17 protein-coding genes are annotated in these 18,006 nt (G+C 63.9%); 11 read left to right on the plus strand and 6 right to left on the minus strand.

The genetic code is table 11. The annotated features are described in order from the left end of the window. Window positions 1–3: 3 nt before the first annotated feature. Both GBEM_RS03115 and GBEM_RS03120 read right to left on the minus strand, forming a co-directional pair. Window positions 4–573 carry a hypothetical protein gene (locus tag GBEM_RS03115; RefSeq protein ID WP_012529064.1) on the minus strand — a complete coding sequence of 190 codons (570 nt, stop codon included), beginning with the start codon at window positions 571–573 and terminating at the stop codon, window positions 4–6. Continuing rightward, entirely contained in the window at window positions 570–923 is a 354-nt protein-coding gene (locus GBEM_RS03120; protein WP_012529065.1) for a VOC family protein, read from the minus strand. Before GBEM_RS03120 ends, GBEM_RS03115 begins: the two co-directional genes overlap by 4 nt. A gap of 117 nt (window positions 924–1,040) precedes the next feature. On the opposite strand from GBEM_RS03120, the gene GBEM_RS03125 reads away from it, so the two are divergent. The 3 genes from GBEM_RS03125 (at window position 1,041) to GBEM_RS03130 (ending at window position 3,614) form a co-directional block, all read left to right on the plus strand. Continuing rightward, on the plus strand, window positions 1,041–2,645 hold the full coding sequence (locus GBEM_RS03125; RefSeq protein WP_012529066.1) for a thiolase family protein: 1,605 nt from the start codon (window positions 1,041–1,043) through the stop codon (window positions 2,643–2,645). Window positions 2,646–2,764: 119 nt separating this feature from the next. After that, the gene (locus GBEM_RS21390; protein ID WP_012529067.1) at window positions 2,765–2,926 is read left to right on the plus strand and encodes a hypothetical protein; all 162 of its coding nucleotides are present in this window, start codon (window positions 2,765–2,767) and stop codon (window positions 2,924–2,926) included. 82 nt (window positions 2,927–3,008) lie between these two features. Continuing rightward, complete coding sequence (locus GBEM_RS03130; protein WP_012529068.1) at window positions 3,009–3,614, plus strand: flavodoxin family protein; 606 nt, start codon at window positions 3,009–3,011, stop codon at window positions 3,612–3,614. A gap of 17 nt (window positions 3,615–3,631) precedes the next feature. Here the strand turns inward: GBEM_RS03130 and GBEM_RS21175 are convergent, their stop codons facing one another. Further along, window positions 3,632–3,826, minus strand: coding sequence for a hypothetical protein (locus GBEM_RS21175; protein ID WP_148212886.1), 195 nt, complete (start codon window positions 3,824–3,826; stop codon window positions 3,632–3,634). 254 nt (window positions 3,827–4,080) lie between these two features. Continuing rightward, a complete protein-coding gene (locus GBEM_RS03135; protein ID WP_012529069.1) occupies window positions 4,081–4,710 on the minus strand; it encodes a LexA family protein in 630 nt (209 codons plus the stop codon). Window positions 4,711–4,994: 284 nt separating this feature from the next. On the opposite strand from GBEM_RS03135, the gene def reads away from it, so the two are divergent. The 5 genes from def to GBEM_RS03160 all read left to right on the plus strand — a co-directional run bounded on the left by def (window position 4,995) and on the right by GBEM_RS03160 (window position 9,174). Beyond that, entirely contained in the window at window positions 4,995–5,513 is a 519-nt protein-coding gene (def, locus tag GBEM_RS03140; protein ID WP_012529070.1) for a peptide deformylase, read from the plus strand. After that, window positions 5,510–6,466, plus strand: a complete 957-nt coding sequence (gene fmt, locus GBEM_RS03145) for a methionyl-tRNA formyltransferase (protein ID WP_012529071.1) — start codon at window positions 5,510–5,512, stop codon at window positions 6,464–6,466. The genes def and fmt overlap by 4 nt, the downstream gene beginning before the upstream one ends. Then, on the plus strand, window positions 6,456–7,226 hold the full coding sequence (locus GBEM_RS03150; protein ID WP_012529072.1) for a DUF116 domain-containing protein: 771 nt from the start codon (window positions 6,456–6,458) through the stop codon (window positions 7,224–7,226). Before fmt ends, GBEM_RS03150 begins: the two co-directional genes overlap by 11 nt. 7 nt (window positions 7,227–7,233) lie before the next feature. Further along, window positions 7,234–8,259 carry a polysaccharide deacetylase family protein gene (locus GBEM_RS03155; protein WP_012529073.1) on the plus strand — a complete coding sequence of 342 codons (1,026 nt, stop codon included), beginning with the start codon at window positions 7,234–7,236 and terminating at the stop codon, window positions 8,257–8,259. A gap of 72 nt (window positions 8,260–8,331) precedes the next feature. Beyond that, a complete protein-coding gene (locus GBEM_RS03160) occupies window positions 8,332–9,174 on the plus strand; it encodes an NlpC/P60 family protein (protein ID WP_012529074.1) in 843 nt (280 codons plus the stop codon). Between the two features lie 16 nt (window positions 9,175–9,190). On the opposite strand, the gene GBEM_RS03165 is transcribed toward GBEM_RS03160, so the two are convergent. Next, entirely contained in the window at window positions 9,191–10,228 is a 1,038-nt protein-coding gene (locus GBEM_RS03165; RefSeq protein ID WP_012529075.1) for an HD-GYP domain-containing protein, read from the minus strand. 146 nt (window positions 10,229–10,374) lie between these two features. Then, window positions 10,375–11,781 carry a mercury(II) reductase gene (gene merA, locus GBEM_RS03170; protein WP_012529076.1) on the minus strand — a complete coding sequence of 469 codons (1,407 nt, stop codon included), beginning with the start codon at window positions 11,779–11,781 and terminating at the stop codon, window positions 10,375–10,377. A gap of 248 nt (window positions 11,782–12,029) precedes the next feature. Between merA and glyQ the strand changes: the two genes are divergently transcribed. The 3 genes from glyQ to ppdK all read left to right on the plus strand — a co-directional run bounded on the left by glyQ (window position 12,030) and on the right by ppdK (window position 17,903). Then, window positions 12,030–12,905, plus strand: a complete 876-nt coding sequence (gene glyQ / locus GBEM_RS03175; protein ID WP_026843081.1) for a glycine--tRNA ligase subunit alpha — start codon at window positions 12,030–12,032, stop codon at window positions 12,903–12,905. Continuing rightward, a complete protein-coding gene (glyS, locus tag GBEM_RS03180; protein WP_012529078.1) occupies window positions 12,905–14,968 on the plus strand; it encodes a glycine--tRNA ligase subunit beta in 2,064 nt (687 codons plus the stop codon). The genes glyQ and glyS overlap by 1 nt, the downstream gene beginning before the upstream one ends. Before the next feature lie 190 nt (window positions 14,969–15,158). Next, complete coding sequence (gene ppdK / locus GBEM_RS03190) at window positions 15,159–17,903, plus strand: pyruvate, phosphate dikinase (RefSeq protein WP_012529080.1); 2,745 nt, start codon at window positions 15,159–15,161, stop codon at window positions 17,901–17,903. Window positions 17,904–18,006 lie beyond the last annotated feature (103 nt).

An 18,006-nucleotide genomic window follows, 5' to 3' on the forward strand; every position in this document is an offset into this window, starting at 1 on the left:
TGTCTACCTCGAGGTCTTAAGGGAGACGGTGAGACGGCCGTCGGGGTCGCGCCATCTGAACCAGCCTGAGGGACGCTCCAGCTTCACCCAGTCCTCCTCGACCTCCAGCACTTGTACCAACTGGTCCCGGGAAAGCGAGGCGAGTCCCGCCGCCTCTTCCGTGGGTGCCCCCTTGAGCTGGTACCACCCCTTCTTCAGTCCGGGGAGCACGCGGACGGTGCGGCCGGGGAGGAACTCCTCCCAGCTCGCGTATTCCCAGCCGCGCTGCTGCTCCAGCCAACCCTGCCGCCCCGCTTCGTCAAGCGAGAGCCGGGTCCAGTTGCCGCGCCGCTCGCTCGCCGCCACCAGCGGCTCGACGCCGTCGCCCGCCAGGCGGGGCAGCGCAGCGGCGCTTTTCTCGGCGATGCGCTGCACACCCGGTTCGCGGTAAAGCGGAAGGGGCGCCGACTGCAGCGCCCCCCACTGTCTCAGCGTCAGGATGCCGCAGCCGCTGTAGGGGCGCGGCGCCGCAGGCGCCGAGTAGGCCGCGCCGGCGGCCAGCGCCACTATGAGCAGGGCGGCGGGAAGCCTCACATCTCCACCAGCGCGAACTCGTTTCCGTCGGGGTCGGCCACGACGGCCATCTTCCCGTAGGGGGTAACCATGAGCGGCTCGGTGAAGCGGGCGCCGCCGGCGGTAAGCTTCGCGCAGAGATCCTCGAGCCCCTTCACGTTGAAGGTGATGCCGGTGTGGCGCCCGACGAGCTTCTTCGCGTCGTCGTGCATGGCGAGCGCGACACCGAGGGCGGTACCCTCGGCGGGGAGGAACTCCATCATGTATTCCGTCTCCTGCCCGGGGGCGAGAGCGAGCTGCTCGCGGTAAAACCGGCGCGCCGCCGGGAAGTCGTTGACGAATACCACGATATTCTTAATTTTCTCTACCATTGGAACCGCCTTGGATGATATTGTGCGAAAGCTTTCAATACATAGCAGAGTGGGCGGGCGCTGGCAAGCGGTATTCAGCCGTTTCAGGGGGCCGGAAGCCCACCGCAAGGGGGGCATGTGACGCAACAATTCAAGCCTCGGGAGGTCTATGTCGCCTCCTCTTTCATGGCTCCGGTCGGGCGCTATAACGGGCGCGAACGCGAAGCCCTGAGCTTTTTGGAGATGGCCGAAAAGGCAGGAGAGGTTTTCGCCGGCAGTCGGCTCAAGCGTTCCGACATAAACGCCGTCGTCGTCGGCTGCCAGAACCCGGTTGCCTTCTCGGGGGTCGACAACACTGCGGCCAAGATCGCCGGCGTCCTCGGGATCTCCGGCGCCAAATCGGTCTTGATCGACACCGCCTCCTCCTCGGGCGCCTCGGCTCTCGAATACGCCTACCTGCAGATCGCCTCCGGCCGCTGCGACCACGTCCTCGCCATCGGGATACAGAAGATGAGCGACGTCCCCACCGGGCAGGCCACCCGCATCGTCGCCGGCGTGATCGACAAGGACGAGGCGGAGTTCGGGCTCTCCATGCCGGCCTGCGGGGCTCTCGTGGCGCGCTCCCTGATAGAGCGGCTGAAGCTTTCCATCGACGAGTGGACCGCCTTCTCCGCCCTTTTGACCCAGCGGGCGCACCGCTATGCCGCGCGCAACCCCGAGGCGCATCTGGGCTTCGAGATCCCGCTGGAGGAGTATTACCGCCAGATCGTTACCGGCAAGAATTACCGCTACTGGTGGCCTTTGCGCTACCACGACTTCTGCCCCATGTCCGACGGGGTCGCCGCCGTGCTCCTCTCGGCGACGCCGCACGAGGTGATCGTCTCCGGGGTGGGGAGCGCCACCGACATCCCCACCATCGCCGACCGCCCCTACTTCCACAGCTTCCCCGCCACCGTGCGCGCCGCGGCCGAGGCCTATGCCATGGCCGGGATCAAGAAGATCGCCGACTTCGCCGGTAAGATCCACGTGAACATGCACGATCCGTTCAACGGCTTCGGGCCGATCAACATGGTGGACCTGGGGTTCGTGCACCGGCGCCGGATCGTGGAAGCGCTTTTGAACGACGAGCTTACCGGCGAGCAGGGAGCCTTTCCGACCAACATAACCGGCGGGCTGAAGGGGCGCGGCCATCCGCTAGGCGCCACCGGCATGATCCAGATCGTCGAGAACCACCGGCTCATTACCTCCGGCCGCTTTCAGATGGGTCTCGCCCACTCCATCGGCGGGCCGATCAACAACAACGTGGTGACGCTCCTGGAGCGGAGCAGCCATTACCGGCAGCGCTCCCGCCCAGTACTCACCCCTTGGGGGCTCCCGCCGCTTGGGCGCATGAAGCCCAAGCAGATGAACGTCGGCGAGCTCTTGAAAGCCTCGGGGGAGGTGCAGGGACGTTTCGTCGCCGCCACCACCCGCTTCGATTTCAAGACCGGCGACCCGGAGGGAATCATCATCATCGTTTCCTGCCTGGTGAACGGGACCCGCTACTCCTTCCTCTTCGGGGTCGGTGGGGAGCACTACCGGCAGGTGGTGCAGCTCAGGTCTGGGGACCAGGTGAGACTGGAGCAAGGCGAAGAAGGGATACTGGTAAACCGGATCCCGGTCAGGAAGTTCTACCAAAGGAGCATGAGCGGCGTGCTGGAGTTCGCCGGAAGCGGCTGGAAGAAGCTCACCGGGGGGAGCTAGCGGCTTTGCCTTGACACCGGCCTCCCGGCCGGGTGATAACGTCCGTCGCTTTACCTTTTTTAGGTTTTCTCAGATTTTCTCCGTGGCAAAGGGTTTGATTCAAAAAAGGAGTCTGCAGTATGACGCTGTTGTTCAAGATTCTCGGGGTGATTTTCGCCCTTTTCGTGGTTCTCTTCATCGCGATCGTGATCGAGGAGTCGTTTTTCGGCGGCCGCCGCAGGCGAAAACTGGAGCAAAAGGCGCGCGAGGAGCAGAAGGCGCGCGAGGGGCAGGGGCGATAGAGGAAAACATCCCGAAGGGGGACAGGCACCTGACGGAGCCAGTCCCCTCCGGCGGAGGTCGCTGATTCATCCCGGAGGTGTCATGACTCGCAAGGCGAAAGTAGTTGCCATAGTCGGAAGTTACCGCAAGGGGGGAATGATCGATCAGGTGGTGGACGAAATCCTCGCAGCGGCTGCCAGGGAAGGGGGCGAGGTCGAGAAGCTTTACCTGTTGGACACGCAGATAGAGTTCTGCACCAACTGCCGGCTCTGCACCCAGGAAAGAGAAGGCGCGCGCGGCATCTGCCCCATCGCCGATCAGATGGCCAGGGTGCTGGAACTGGTCGAGGGGGCGGACGCAGTGGTGCTCGCCTCCCCGATGAACTTCGGCACCGTCACCGCGCTCATGAAACGCTTCATCGAGCGCCTGGCCTGCTATGTCTACTGGCCCTGGGGGACGGCTGCACCGAAACCCCGCAGCAAAGAGAGGCCGCGGCGCGCGGTGCTCGTCGCTTCCAGCGCGGCGCCCGCTTTCATGGCGCGGTTTCTGACCCCGATCGTGAAGGTGCTGCGTCGGGCTGCGGAACTTCTGGGGGGTAGGACGGTGGGGGTGCTCCTGGTCGGGCTCGCGGCTCTCGAGGAACGCCAGGGACCTGGGTCAAGGACACTGGCGCGGGCGCGTCTTTTGGGGAAAAAGCTGGTGTCGTAAGGGATGCTTCGGGGTGGCTACCTTCTCCCCCCGGCCATGGTGAAACCGTCTTCACGGCTCCAGAGGTGGCGCGAGCGGGTGAGCCTGTTGCGGGTTGCTGCTGCGGGGGCATCGGCCCGCCCCGTAGCGAGAAGCCGCGGCAGTGCCGCATCGGCGTCCAGCAGGGGGGTGCCTTCAAAAATCTTCACACTTTTCGTTGTTTCTTGTTTCACATGAACCCTCCCGCCGGTCATGGGCCGACTCAGCGATTCATGAAAGCAAGATACGTTCCTTCCGCGTAACATGCCGGAATTGCGCGGTTGCGACTCCGGTTTAGGCCGTTTTTGGCGCAAGTTTTTTTGACTTTCGGTGGGGTTGTGACGGGATATTGACGTGAGGGGGGGCAAGCCGGCTGACGGGAGCCAGGCGGCGGAGCACACGCACGCAGGGAAGGCGCGCGGGTGCCGGAGTCCAGAAACGGCAGGGGTTAGATGATGACCTTGCGCCAGACATCCACCACGATGCCGATGGTGCGGGTGCCGTCGTCGGGCTGAAAGGGAGCATAAGCGGGGTTGTCGGGAGCAAGGTAGATCTCGTCGTCCTTGACGCGGTACCTGCGCAGGATCGGTTCCCCCCAGCGGTTGTGGACGATGATGATGTCCCCGCTTTTCTTCTGTTCGCTCTCCGGCCTGAAGATCACCACGTCGCCGTCACGGATGGTGGGAGACATGAAATCGCCGTAGCAGACGATGGCGTAGCACCCCTCGGGGAGGTCGGGGACGGAGATGTAGCGGCTGATGGCGCCGGGGTCGTCGGGGAAGCTGTCCGGTATCATCTCCAGAAGCGGGGCGCGGCTGACATTGGGCTGTTCGGCTCCGGGCTGGTTTTTGAAGCTCTCTCCGCTTCCGTCGCTCAGCCACTGGGCGTTGATGCCGAAGGTGTGCGAGAGGGCGATCAGCAGCGTGTCGGAAGGGCGCTTCCTGCCGGTCTCGATGCCGCTGAGAAACCCTTGGACGATCCCCAGGGAGGCGGCGAATTCCTTCTGGGTGAGCCCCAGCGCTAGCCTTGCCTTCTTGATCCTCACCCCTGTTTCTGCATGGTATTCGGTGGACGGCATTATTATCTCCAGGGAATTGATCTATATCACCCGCATTTTGGGGTGGCATGTGGCGCCTTCGCGACTTTCGCTCATGCCTTTAGTAATTTAACAGTAGCAGTTCCGGCGGCTTGGGGCAATAGGGAATTTCTCTGAGATATTCGTGTCCCCCTCTCCAGCTGCGGAAGCAGGCGCCACTTATTCCCCCCTCTGAAGGGGGACGTTGCTCATGAGTATCTCGTTGATTTTTTGCCGGCAACTTTATATAGTGGCGCGATAGTTCTGAAGACAAAGGAAGGACCAGTATGATACGAACAATACTCACCTATCCGGACCCTGAGCTGAAGAAGCGCTCACTGCCGGTTACCGTTATCACCGACAAGACCCGCGAGTTGGCTCGCGACATGGCCGAGACCATGTACGACGCCCCCGGAGTGGGGCTTGCCGCCCCCCAGATAGGGGTGCACCAGCGCATCATCGTCATCGACGTCTCCGGCAAGGACGAGACGCCCGAGCTGATCGTGGCCATCAACCCCGAGATCGTCCACGCCGAGGGGGAGGCGTTCGAGGAGGAAGGGTGCCTGTCGGTCCCCAAGTTCTCCGCCAACGTGCGCCGGCACGCCCGCATCGTGGTGAAGGCGCTCAACCTGGAGGGCGAGGAAGTGACCTTCCGCGCCGACGACCTCTTGTCCATCGCTTTCCAACACGAGATCGACCACCTGGACGGCGTGCTCTTCATCGACCATCTTTCCCCGCTCAAGAAAGGGATCTTCCGCAAGCGATACCAGCGCGCCTTGGACGAAGCAAAGGAGCTTAACCGATGACCGGTATGCGCATCGTCTTCATGGGGACCCCCGAATTCGCCTGCCCCACCTTGCGCACGCTGATCGAGCGCGGCGAAAAGGTGGTGGCCGTGGTCACCCAGCCCGACCGCCCCAAGGGGCGCGGGCAGCAGACCCTCCCCCCGCCGGTGAAGGTCGTCGCCGAGCAGCACGGGATACCGGTGCTGCAGCCGGTTAAGGTGCGGCTTCCCGAGTCGATCGAAGAGATCCGGGGACTTAACCCCGACCTCATCGTGGTGATAGCTTTCGGGCAGATCCTGCCCAAGGCGCTGCTCGACATCCCCAAGTACGGCTGCATCAACGTGCACGCCTCGCTTTTGCCGCGCTACCGCGGCGCCGCGCCCTTGAACTGGTGCATCATCAACGGCGAGAACGAGACCGGGGTCACCACCATGATGATGGACGTGGGGCTCGATACCGGCGACATGCTCCTGAAGCGCTCCACCCCCATCGGCGCCGACGAAGATACCCAGAGCCTGCACGACCGGATGTCGCAGCTTGGGGCGGAGCTCCTCGCCGAGACGCTGGACCGGCTGGCCCGGGGCGAACTGGTCCCGGAGAAGCAGGACGACGCGCTCACCTGCTACGCCCCGATGATGAAAAAAGAGGACGGTCTCATCGACTGGAGCCGGGATGCGCAGGCCATCAAGAACCAGGTCCGCGGCATGACCCCCTGGCCGGGCGCCTACAGCTTCCTGGACGACAAGCTTTTGAAGGTCTTCCGCGTTCAGACCGCTTCCGGGAGCGGCGCGCCGGGCGAGATCCTCTCCTGCGGCCGTGACGGCATCGAGGTCGCCTGCGGCACGGGTAGCCTGGTGATCGCGGAACTGCAGCTCGAAGGCAAGAAGCGCCTGCCGGCGGGGGACTTCCTCGCAGGGTACAAACTCCAGCCGGGCGGCCTGCTCGGAAAGAAGGATGCTTCCGTTGGGGTATAAGGGGCCATATCAGGGGCCTCCCCGGAAGCGCCTCTTCGTGGCACTGATGGGGGTGACCTGCCTCCTGGTGGTGGGGCTCATCTACCTTGGGTGGTGGATCCCGACCATGGGGCTCACCAACATCCATCCCGGCTTGCCGCGCATAGTGGGCATGGTATTCGCCGTCCTCTCCGGCATGGCGGTCCTAGGAACCCTTCTTTTGGTGCTCACCACGGCGCTCGGGAAGGACATCCTCGGCACCAAGTTCATGCGTGGAGTGGTGATCAAGTTCCTGCTGCCGCTCATCGAGCAGATCGGCAGCCTCTGCGGCATCTCCAAGGACACCATCCGCCAGTCCTTCGTCGCCATGAACAACTCCCTGGTCATCTCGCAACGCCTCAAGGTCAAGCCCGACCGAATCCTGATCCTGCTCCCGCACTGCCTGCAGCTCTCCCAATGCGAGATCAAGGTCACCGGCGACATCACCAAGTGCCTGCGTTGCGGCAGGTGCGACATCATGGGGCTCGCCGAACTGGCGCAGAAATACCAGGTGGAGATCTCCGTCGCCACAGGCGGCACCCTGGCCCGCAAGGTCATCATCGAAAAGCGTCCCAAGCTGGTACTGGCCGTCGCCTGCGAGCGCGACCTCACCTCCGGCATCAAGGACTGTTACCCCCTCCCGGTGATCGGGGTCCTGAACGATCGCCCCTACGGCCCCTGCATCGACACGCGGGTCGACGTGAACAAGATAGAAGCCGCTCTACGCAGCGTCTTGGTGTAAAAATCCTATGAGCAGATCCCCCCTGGCGAAAATCCCCGCCTTTTCTCTTTTTCTGGCGCTTTTTCTGTTTTTTTGCGCCGCACAGGCGCAGGCCGCGCAGATAACGGAATATCGCGTCATCCGGGAGCCGGTAAGCGACCGCTCCGGCAAACGGCTCCTCGCGGTCCGCAGTTTCAAATGCGACGGCGTGCCGCGCCTGCTCGCCGTCGACCCGGAAACGCTTGCGAGCTACGATCTCCCGGCCGACTCGCCGAAAAGAAGCGGCGACGCCGGCGCTGACGCTTTCCGCGCCACCAGGCTCGCCCGCGCGCTCAATAAGTACAACTCCCCGCCATACCGGCTGCAAAACGGCGGGGCAGTCCACGCCGAGACGCAGGTTCAGGGGCTTTTCCTCACCGTCGACCTCTGCCCCTCCAAGCGCCCCTTCGAGCGGGAGCTCTTCGAGGCGACCGCAGCGCTAGGCCATGGCCGCGCCGTCCCGGTGGCCGTAATGATCTCCGGAGTGTGGCTGTCCACTCATCCGCAGGAACTCTCCTACCTGAAAGAGGCGATAGCCTCGGGGAAACTGGCCGTGACCTGGGTGAACCATTCGTACCACCACCATTACGACCCCAAGGTCCCCCTGGCGGAGAACTTCCTGCTCGCTCCGGGGACCGACCCGATGCAGGAGGTGCTTCAGGCAGAAGAGCTGCTGCTCTCCCAAGGGCTGGTCCCTTCCCCGTTTTTCCGCTTCCCGGGGCTTGTCTCCGACGGAGCCTGGATGCAGCGGCTCAAGGAACTCTCGCTGATCCCCATCGGGAGCGACGCCTGGCTTGCCAAGGGAGAGGCGCCGCGCCCGGGAAGCTTCATCCTGGTGCACGGCAACGGCAACGAGCCAAAAGGGGTGAAGCTGCTCTTGCCGATCTTGAAGGAAAAGGCGCCGCGCCTTTTGCCGCTTGCCGCCGCCTTCGGCGCCAAGGCGGAACCCATCTCTCCCCCTCCCTTGACGGGAGGGGGCAGGGGGGTGGGTGAACTTGCCACGCAGCGCAAATAGCACCTACCCCCACCCCCTAACCCCCTCCCGCTGGGGGAGGGGGGACTTGCTGGAGTCTTAGAGGATAAAGAGATGAAGACGATGTTCCTCGCGCTCTTGGCGCTTCCCATATTCTCTCCCGCAGCCCATGCCGCAGATTCCCCCCGCTACGCCGTCGCCGTCGCAGCCACCCCGGTCTTAAACACCCCCGACTTCGCCAGGACCTTCAGCGGCAAGGTGAAGCTCGACCCTTGCAAAGGGGTGCGCCCCGTCGAGTTCGTTGCCTTTCCCGGCACCCTGTTCCGGATCGAGGGGGAGCAGGAAAAGGACGGCGTCAAGGTGTACCGGGTCACCAGCAACGACTACCCGTACCCGACCAAGACCGGCCTCTTCGTGGACGCGCGCTTCGTGGAGACGGTGGAGGGAACGCCCCGCGAGCGGCAACGGACCCTTCCCGAGACGGCCGAGATAAGGAAAAGGCTCCTCTCGGCGGTGGGGAGACCCTACGTCTGGGGGGGTAACTTCAAGGAGGGGGTGCCGCTTTTGAGGACGCTCTATCCGCAGGGGGACCCGCTTTACGGGGTGGATTGCACCGGGCTTCTCTACGAGGCGACCGACGGCTATACCCCGAGGAACAGCTCGTACCTCACCCGCTACGGAAAAGGGGTGAAGGTGGCGGGGCTCTCCGCGGCGGAAATCGCCAAGAAGCTGGAGCCGTTGGACCTCGTGGTCTACAAGGGGCACGTGATGATGGTTGTGGACGAGGATTCGATCATCCAGAGCGTGATGGGGTGCGGCGGCGGGAAAAAAGGGGTGGTGCTTTCCTCCAGGGAGGAGACCCTGAAGAAACTGATGCGGACCAGGGAGCCGGCGGACCGGTATCCGAAGGGGGCTGCCGGGGTGAAGAGCTTCGTGGTGCGCCGCTGGCTTCGCTAGCCGGGCCGCGCGGCAATCAGCAGGTAGCGGCCGGAAGCACCAGGTTGAGGGGCTTCTTCCCGCCCGCTCGGTGGGAGTCGCACTCCGGGAACTCCTCGCTCGACGGTAGCGGCCCGTCGGGGACCACGGCCAGGAACACCTCGACCACCGCCGGGTCCAGCGCCGTGCCCGCCATCTCGCGCACCATCTGGCGCGCCTTCTCGAAGGTATATGCCTTGCGGTAGGACCGGTCCGAGGTGAGGGCGTCGTAGACGTCGGCCACCGAAACGATGCGCGCTTCGATGGGAATCTCCTCCCCCATGAGCCCGCAGGGGTAGCCGCTGCCGTCGTACTTCTCGTGATGGTAGTGGATGATGTTCCGCGCCACCTGGGACAGGTCGGCTTTTTCCGCCACGTCCACCCCCCAGTCGGTGTGCATCTTCATGGTCTCGAACTCGTCCTCGCTCAACTTGCCCGGACCGTTCAGTATGAACTCCGAAACCCCGATCTTGCCGCAGTCGTGCAGCCAGCTTCCGTACTTGATCTGCCGCTGCATCTCCTTCGCTATCCCCATCGCCTCGGCGACCAAAAGCGCGTAGACCGCGACACGGTCGCAGTGCCCCTTGGTGCTCGGGTCCTTGAGCTCAATGGTCTGCGCCAGGGAACGGAGCACCGCCTCGTCCTCGCGCCGTATGTCATGAATGGTGCGGTAGCGCCTCAACCCCTCCTGCACCACCTCGACGATCTCCTCGTCCTTCCACGGTTTCATCATACAGCGGTAGACCTCGGAACTGTTGATGGCGGCAAGCGCCGTCGGGAGGTCGACGTGGGAGGAGATGAGTACCTTCACGGTGTCCGGCGAGACGTTCCTGAGCTCGCGCAGGAACTCCAGCCCCGACATCCCCGGCATCTGGTTGTCCGAGACCACCACCGCTATCTCGTGCTTTTTGAAGAGTTCCAGGGCCTCTTCCGCGTCGCTGGCGGCGAGGGGGGCGATGCCGTGCGACCTCAGTAGGTCGCTCAGCGCCTGGAGTACCAGTTTGTTGTCGTCCACAAAGAGTATCTCTGCCGCCATCTTCACCGCCCCCGTCTGCGCCTGACGCTGATGCGGCGCGGAACCGTCTCGGTCCGTTAGCCGCAACCAATTTGAGGCATAGTAGTCTTTCATGAAATTGTTGTCAATTTTAAACTAATGGGAAGCGGGGGCGGGGGAGCCTTGGGCTATTCGGCGCAGCAGGAGAGATGGTCCAGGTTTCTGCTAAAGGCCTGGGCGCAGAGCCGCAACCCTTCACCCATCGAGGGGTAGACGTGGAGGGTGTCGGCAAGCTCCGCCACGGTCATGCGGCAACGGATGGCGAGTGCGGCCTCGTTGATGATGTCGGCCCCGCGGTGCAGGCAGAGGTGCACGCCCAGAATCCTTCCGGTTCCTGTCTCGGCGACGATCTTGACGGCGCCGGCGAGCGCCCCGGTGACGTGCGCCTTTGCGATGGCGGAGGCGGGGATGGTGTGGCTTTCTACCTCGAACCCGGCCCGGCGCGCTCCCTCTTCTGTGTAGCCGACGGTTCCGACCTCCGGGTCGGTGAAGATGGCCATAGGGAGGGTCTGGTAGTCGAGGGCGCAGTTGCAGCCGGTCTCCAGCATGTTGTCCACGGCGGCGATCCCCTCGCGGGCGCCGACGGTGGCGATCTGCATCCGGCCGGTGACGTCGCCTGCGGCCCAGATCCCGGGGGAGGAGGTGCGCATCTGCTCGTCCACCACGATGAACCCCCTTTGGTCCACCTGCACCCCGGCCTGCTCCAGGCCAAGCCCTTCGGTGGCGGGGGCGGTGCCGACGGCCACGAGGAGCTGCTGCGAATCAAGGCAGGTGCGTTCCCCCCCGACCAGCGCCTCGACCCTCACGCCGTCGCCATGCCGGCAGGCGCTCAGCACCGAGGCGTTCAGGATGATGCGCATCCCCTCGGAGGCGAGGACGTCCTGCAGCGCCAGGGCGGGCTCCGCCTCGATCGCCGGAAGCACCCTCTGCCCGTGCTCAAGGACGGTTACCTTTACCCCCAGCCTAAGGAACATCTGTCCCAGTTCCAGGGCGATGACGCCGCCGCCGATGATGGTGAGCGATACGGGGATTTTTTTCAGCATCAGCGCGCTCTTGCTGGTCAGGAAGGGGGTCTCGTCGAGTCCTGCGATGGGGGGGACGCGGGGGACGCCCCCGGCGGCGATGAGGAACCGGCTCCCGGTGAGGCGCCGCTCCCCGACCCGGACGGTGTCCGGGGAGGTGAAGACCGCCATCCCCTTGACCAGGGTGAGCCCCGGGACGTTTTTGAGCACGTCCAGGTACTTGGTCGTTCTCAGCCTTTGCACCACGTCCAGCTTGTGGGAGTCCAAAAGCGGGAAGTCGAGCGCCTGGCTCAGCGCCCCCAGCCCGAGCCGCTCGCCAAGCGTCGCCTCGTGCCGGAAGAGCGCCGCGTGGATCAGGGTCTTGCTGGGGATGCACCCCCAGTTGATGCAGGTCCCGCCGAGGGCGCTTCGCTCGATCATGATGGAGGCTGCACCCCGCTCCTGCGCCCTGAGCGCTGCGGCAAAGGCGGTGGAGCCGGAGCCTATGATGATGATTTCGGGTTGCTGGTTCATCTGAAATTACCCCCACCTCAGTGTACCTTGAACGCCAGTTTCGGTAAACGGGAAGAATAAAGAGACCTTTGCACCCTTTCCCCATTGACCGGGGTAAAAGACACAGTTTTTGCCTTGTTGACGGGCGATATTCCTTGACAGCCGCTTCTCAGGTATTGTAATCTGGCGAGCCTAACTGTTTGGATACAGTAAACTTTTTTTGCGATGGACGCAGAGTCTGAAATAACGAGTTGATCGGAGGCGGCGTGTTGACATTCCAGGAGCTGATTCTTTCCCTGCAGGGGTATTGGGCGGGGCAGGGATGCGTGATCCAGCAACCATATGATACGGAAAAAGGGGCCGGTACCTTCAACCCGGCAACCTTCCTGCGCGTGCTCGGTCCCGAGCCGTGGAAGGTGGCGTACGTCGAACCTTCGCGCCGCCCGACCGACGGGCGCTACGGCGAGAACCCGAACCGGCTGCAGCACTACTATCAGTTCCAGGTGATCATGAAGCCCTCGCCCATGAACATCCTCGACCTCTACCTCGACAGCCTGCGCGCCTTCGGCATCGACCCGGGCAAGCACGACATCCGCTTCGTCGAGGACGACTGGGAGAGCCCGACGCTCGGCGCCTGGGGTCTCGGTTGGGAGGTGTGGCTCGACGGGATGGAGATCACCCAGTTCACCTACTTCCAGCAGGCCGGCGGCATCGACCTGAAGCCGGTATCGTCCGAAATCACCTACGGCTGCGAGAGGATCGCCATGTACCTGCAGGGCGTGGACAACGTCTACGACCTCGAGTGGGTCAAGGGGGTCAGGTACGGCGACATCCACCACGAAAGCGAGGTGGAGTTCTCGACCTACAACTTCGAGGAGGCCGACGTCGACATGCTGCTGCAGCTCTTCAAGATGTACGAGAAGGAGTGCGTGCGGCTGGTGGAGAAGGGTCTGGTACTTCCCGCCTACGACTACGTGATGAAATGCTCCCACACCTTCAACCTTCTGGATGCCCGCGGCGCCATCTCGGTCACCGAGCGCGCCTCCTACATCGGCAAGGTGAGAAACGTGGCCAGGCTCTGCGCCGAGGGTTACCTGCAGATGCGCGAGCGGCTCGGTTTCCCGCTGCTGAAAGGAGGGCTCTAATGGCTAAGGACCTGTTTCTGGAGATAGGTTGCGAAGAGATCCCGGCCGGCTTCGTCCCCAAGGCGATGGCCGACATGGAGCTTTTGATCAAGAAAGAGTTCGACAGCGCCCGCATCGAGTACGGCGAGATCGTGACGCTCGGTACCCCGCGCCGCCTGGTGCTGGCCGTTAAGGGGGTCGCCGAGAGGCAGCCTGACGCGGAACTGACCGCGATGGGGCCGGCCAAAAGCCACGCCTACGACGCCGACGGGAACCCCACCAAGGCAGCCCAGGGCTTCGCCCGCGGCCAGGGAATCGATGTCTCGCAGCTGAAGCTCGTGACCACGGAGAAAGGCGAGTATCTCGCCGCCGTGAAAAGCGAGATAGGCCGCGCTACGGCAGAACTCCTCCCCGAACTCCTGCCGCGCCTGATCGGGAACATCCCCTTCAAGAAGTCGATGCGCTGGGCCGACTTCGACGTCCGCTTCGCCCGCCCCATCCACTGGATCGTGGCGCTCTTCGACGGCAAGGTGGTTCCCTTCTCCTTCGGCAACATCGACAGCGGAAGCGCCTCGCGCGGCCACCGCTTCATGGCCAATACCTCCTTCCCGGTGCGCGACCTGGCCCACTACTTAGAGGAGTGCGAGCGCCATTTCGTCATCCCCGACCCGAATAAGCGCAAAGAGATCATCCGCGCCGAGATCGAGCGGGTGGCCAAGCAGGCCAAGGGGAACGTCCTTCCCGACGAGGCTCTCCTGGAGCAGGTGAGCTACCTGGTCGAGTACCCGAGCGCGGTGCACGGCACCTTCTCACCCGATTTCCTGGTGGTGCCGCGCGAGGTGCTGATCACCTCCATGCGCGAGCACCAGCGCTACTTCTCCCTGGTGGACGATGAGGGGAAACTCCTCCCCGGCTTCATCACCATCAACAACACCATCACCGAGGACCCGCAGGTGGTGGTCAAGGGGAACGAGAGGGTGCTCCGCGCCCGCCTCTCCGACGCCCGCTTCTTCTTCGACGAGGACCACAAGGTGAGGCTCGAAGCCCGCGTCGAGTCCCTGAAGAGCGTGGTGTACCAGGCGAAGCTCGGCACCTCCTACGAGAAGATGGAGCGTTTCCGCGAGCTGGGCAAACGCCTGGCCCAGAGGCTGAACCCCGCCGTGACCAAAGAGGTCGAGCGCGCGGCGACGCTTTGCAAGGCGGATCTCGTCTCCGGCATGGTCGGGGAATTCCCCGAGGTGCAGGGGATCATGGGGCGCGAGTATGCGCTCCACGACGGCGAGGAGAAGGCTGTGGCCAACGCCATCGCCGAGCACTACCTCCCGACCCAGGCAGGGGGCGAGCTTCCCGCCTCCGACATCGGCGCCTTCGTCTCCTTGGCCGACAAGATGGACACCATCTGCGGCTGCTTCTCGGTTGGGCTCATCCCCACCGGTTCCGCCGACCCCTACGCCCTCAGGCGTTCGGCGCTCGGCATCATCAACATCATTCTGGACAAGGGGTACCGCGAGCCGCTCTCCGACTTCGTCAAGGCGTCGCTCGATCTCCTCTCCGCCAAGGCGACCCGGCCGCTTGCCGAGGTGCAAAAGGACGTCCTCGACTTCTTCCGCGGGCGCTTCGTGAACCTGATGGCGGACCGCTTCCCCTCCGACGCGGTGGAGGCGGTGGTGTCGGTCTCCTTCGACGACCTGGTCGAGGCGGCAGCGAAGATCGAGGCACTGGCAGGCTTCCGTAACCGCGACGACTTCGGCCCCCTGGCCGTCGCCTTCAAAAGGGTCTGCAACATCGTCAAGGACGGGGTGGATACCCCGGTCTCGACCGAACTCTTCCAGGACGCCGCCGAAGGTGAACTGCACCAGGCGCTGACGCAGGTCTCCGGCAAAGTGGCGGCAGCGCTCAAAAAGGCCGACTACCTGGCGGCCCTGACCGAGATAGCGACGCTGAAGCCCGCCGTCGACCTCTTCTTCGAAAAGGTCATGGTCATGGCCGAGGACGAACGGGTGCGCCAGAATCGCCTGGCGCTTCTCACCGGCATAGCGAGGCTCTTCGGAAGCCTGGCGGACTTCTCGAGGTTGTCGCCCTGATGATGAAGCTGCGGCAAAAGCAGATGAACGGGAACATGAAGACCACATCCGCAGCACAGAAGACCAAAAATAACGCTCACGTAAACAGCCGTACGCGCCTGGAACCCAGGCCGGCGGCTGTTTGCCTTTCAAAAAATAATTTGTATACGTTAAGCTTGGGACTTATTAAAAACATCTAAGGAGGATTTCAATGGGAACGAAGTATGTGTACTTTTTCGGCGCCGGCAAGGCGGACGGCAACGCCAAGATGAAGGAGCTTCTGGGCGGTAAGGGGGCGAACCTCGCCGAGATGACCAGCATCGGTCTCCCGGTCCCCGCCGGCTTCACCATCAGCACCGAAGTCTGCACCGAGTACTACAAGAACGACCGCAACTACCCTTCCTCCTTGGCGGCCGAGGTGGAAAAGAACCTGGCCCAGGTCGAGGCGCTTATGGGGAAGAAGTTCGGCGACGCCAAGAACCCGCTCCTGGTCTCGGTCCGCTCCGGCGCCCGCGCCTCTATGCCCGGCATGATGGACACCATCCTGAACCTGGGTCTTAACGACACCACGGTGCAGGGGATCATCGCGCAGTCCGGCGACGAGCGCTTCGCCTACGACGCCTACCGCCGCTTCGTGCAGATGTACTCCGACGTGGTGATGGGGATGCCCAAGGACGAGATGGAGCACCTCCTGGAGCAGAAGAAGGACGCCCGCGGCGTGCACCTCGACACCGACCTCAAGGCATCCGACTGGAAGGAGCTCGTGGGCGAGTTCAAGGCGAAGGTCAAGGCGACCCTGGGGGTAGAGTTCCCCGAGGACCCGAAAGAGCAGCTTTGGGGCGCCATCGGCGCCGTGTTCGGCTCCTGGATGAACCAGCGCGCCATCACCTACAGAAGGCTCAACAGCATCCCCGCCGACTGGGGCACCGCCGTCAACGTGCAGTCCATGGTGTTCGGCAACATGGGTAACGACTGCGCCACCGGCGTCGCCTTCACCCGCGACCCCTCTACCGGCGAGAACTACTTCTACGGCGAGTACCTGGTGAACGCCCAGGGCGAGGACGTCGTCGCCGGCATCCGCACCCCGCAGCCGATCAACAGGGCCAAGTACAAGCCGGGCGACCTCCCCAGCATGGAGGAGGTGCTCCCCGAGTGCTATAAGCAACTGGCCGAGATCCGCGACATCCTGGAGCGCCACTACCAGGACATGCAGGACATCGAGTTCACCATCGAGAAGGGAATCCTCTACATGCTGCAGTGCAGAAGCGGCAAGAGGACGGCCAAGGCGGCCATCAAGATCGCGGTGGACATGGTGGCTGAGAAGCTTATCGACGAGAAGACCGCCGTGCTGCGCGTAGCTCCCAATCAGCTGGACCAGCTCTTGCACCCCTCCCTCGACCCGAAGGCCGATAAGAAGGTGATAGCCAAGGGGCTTCCGGCCTCGCCTGGGGCCGCTTCCGGCGAGGTGGTCTTCACCGCCGACGAGGCAGAGACGCTGGCGAAGCTCGGGCACAAGGTGATCCTGGTCCGCGTCGAGACCTCCCCCGAGGACATCCACGGCATGCACGCGGCGCAGGGCATCCTGACCGCCCGCGGCGGCATGACCTCCCACGCGGCGGTCGTCGCCCGCGGCATGGGCAAATGCTGCGTGGCCGGCTGCGGCGACATCAAGGTCGACTACAATCAGGCGCAGTTCGTAGCCAAGGACGGGAGCGTGATCAAGAAAGGGGACGTCATCACTCTCGACGGCTCCACCGGCGAGGTGATGAAGGGCGCGGTCGCGACCGTCGCCGCCGGCGTAGGCGGTGACTTCGGCACCCTGATGGGTTGGGTAGACAAGTTCCGCAGGATGAAGGTCCGCGCCAACGCCGACACCCCGCACGACGCGAAGACCGCCCGCGACTTCGGCGCCGAGGGGATCGGCCTTTGCCGCACCGAGCACATGTTCTTCGAAGCGGACCGCATCGCGGCGGTGCGCGAGATGATCCTCTCCGCGGACCTGGAAGGCAGGAAGAAGGCGCTCGCCAAGATCCTCCCGATGCAAAAGGGCGACTTCAAGGGGCTCTTCCGCGAGATGAAGGGGCTTCCGGTCACCATCCGCCTCCTCGATCCGCCGCTGCACGAGTTCCTCCCCCAGGAGGAGAAGGACATCGAGGCGCTCTCCGCCACCATGGGGGTCTCGGTGCAGACCCTGAAGCACAAGGTCGAGTTCCTGCACGAGTTCAACCCGATGCTCGGGCACCGCGGCTGCCGCCTCGGCATCACCTTCCCGGAGATCTACGACATGCAGGTGCAGGCCATCATGGAGGCTGCCTGCGAGCTGGTGAAGGAAGAGGGCTTCGACATCGTCCCCGAGATCATGATCCCGCTGGTGGCAACGACCAAGGAACTCGCGGTGCTGCGCGCCAACTCGGTCGGGGTCTGCGAGGACGTGATCAAGCGCTACGCCGTGAAGGTTGAGTACCTGATCGGGACCATGATCGAGCTCCCCCGCGCGGCCATCACCGCCGACGCCATCGCGGCCGAGGCCGAATTCTTCTCCTTCGGCACCAACGACCTGACCCAGACCACCTTCGGTCTCTCCCGCGACGACGCCGGCAAGTTCCTCCCCTTCTACGTGGAGAACGGCCTCCTCGAGGACGACCCGTTCGTGACCCTGGACCAGCAGGGGGTAGGCGAGCTGGTGCGCATGGGTTGCCAGAAGGGGCGCCAGACCCGTCCCGGGATCAAGCTAGGCATCTGCGGCGAGCACGGCGGCGACCCGGCCTCAGTCATCTTCTGCGACTCAGTCGGGCTCGACTACGTCTCCTGCTCCCCCTTCCGGGTACCCATCGCGCGCCTGTCCGCCGCCCACGCCACGCTGAACGCCGAGGCGAAGGCCGCCTCCGCGGCGAAGGGATGCGGCTGCGGGGGAAAGGGGAGTGACGCCTCGCAGCAGCCCGCGGCGACCGCCTGATTCCCGCATGCTGCACCCGGCAAAGGTGTCGCCTGTAGCCGGCAGACTTGACACTTTTTCCGTAAACGTGTAATAGGGCAGGCAGCAGATGCGTCGAAGACGC

This window comes from Citrifermentans bemidjiense Bem, from assembly GCF_000020725.1.
Classification (GTDB): Bacteria; Desulfobacterota; Desulfuromonadia; order Geobacterales; family Geobacteraceae; genus Geomonas; species Geomonas bemidjiensis.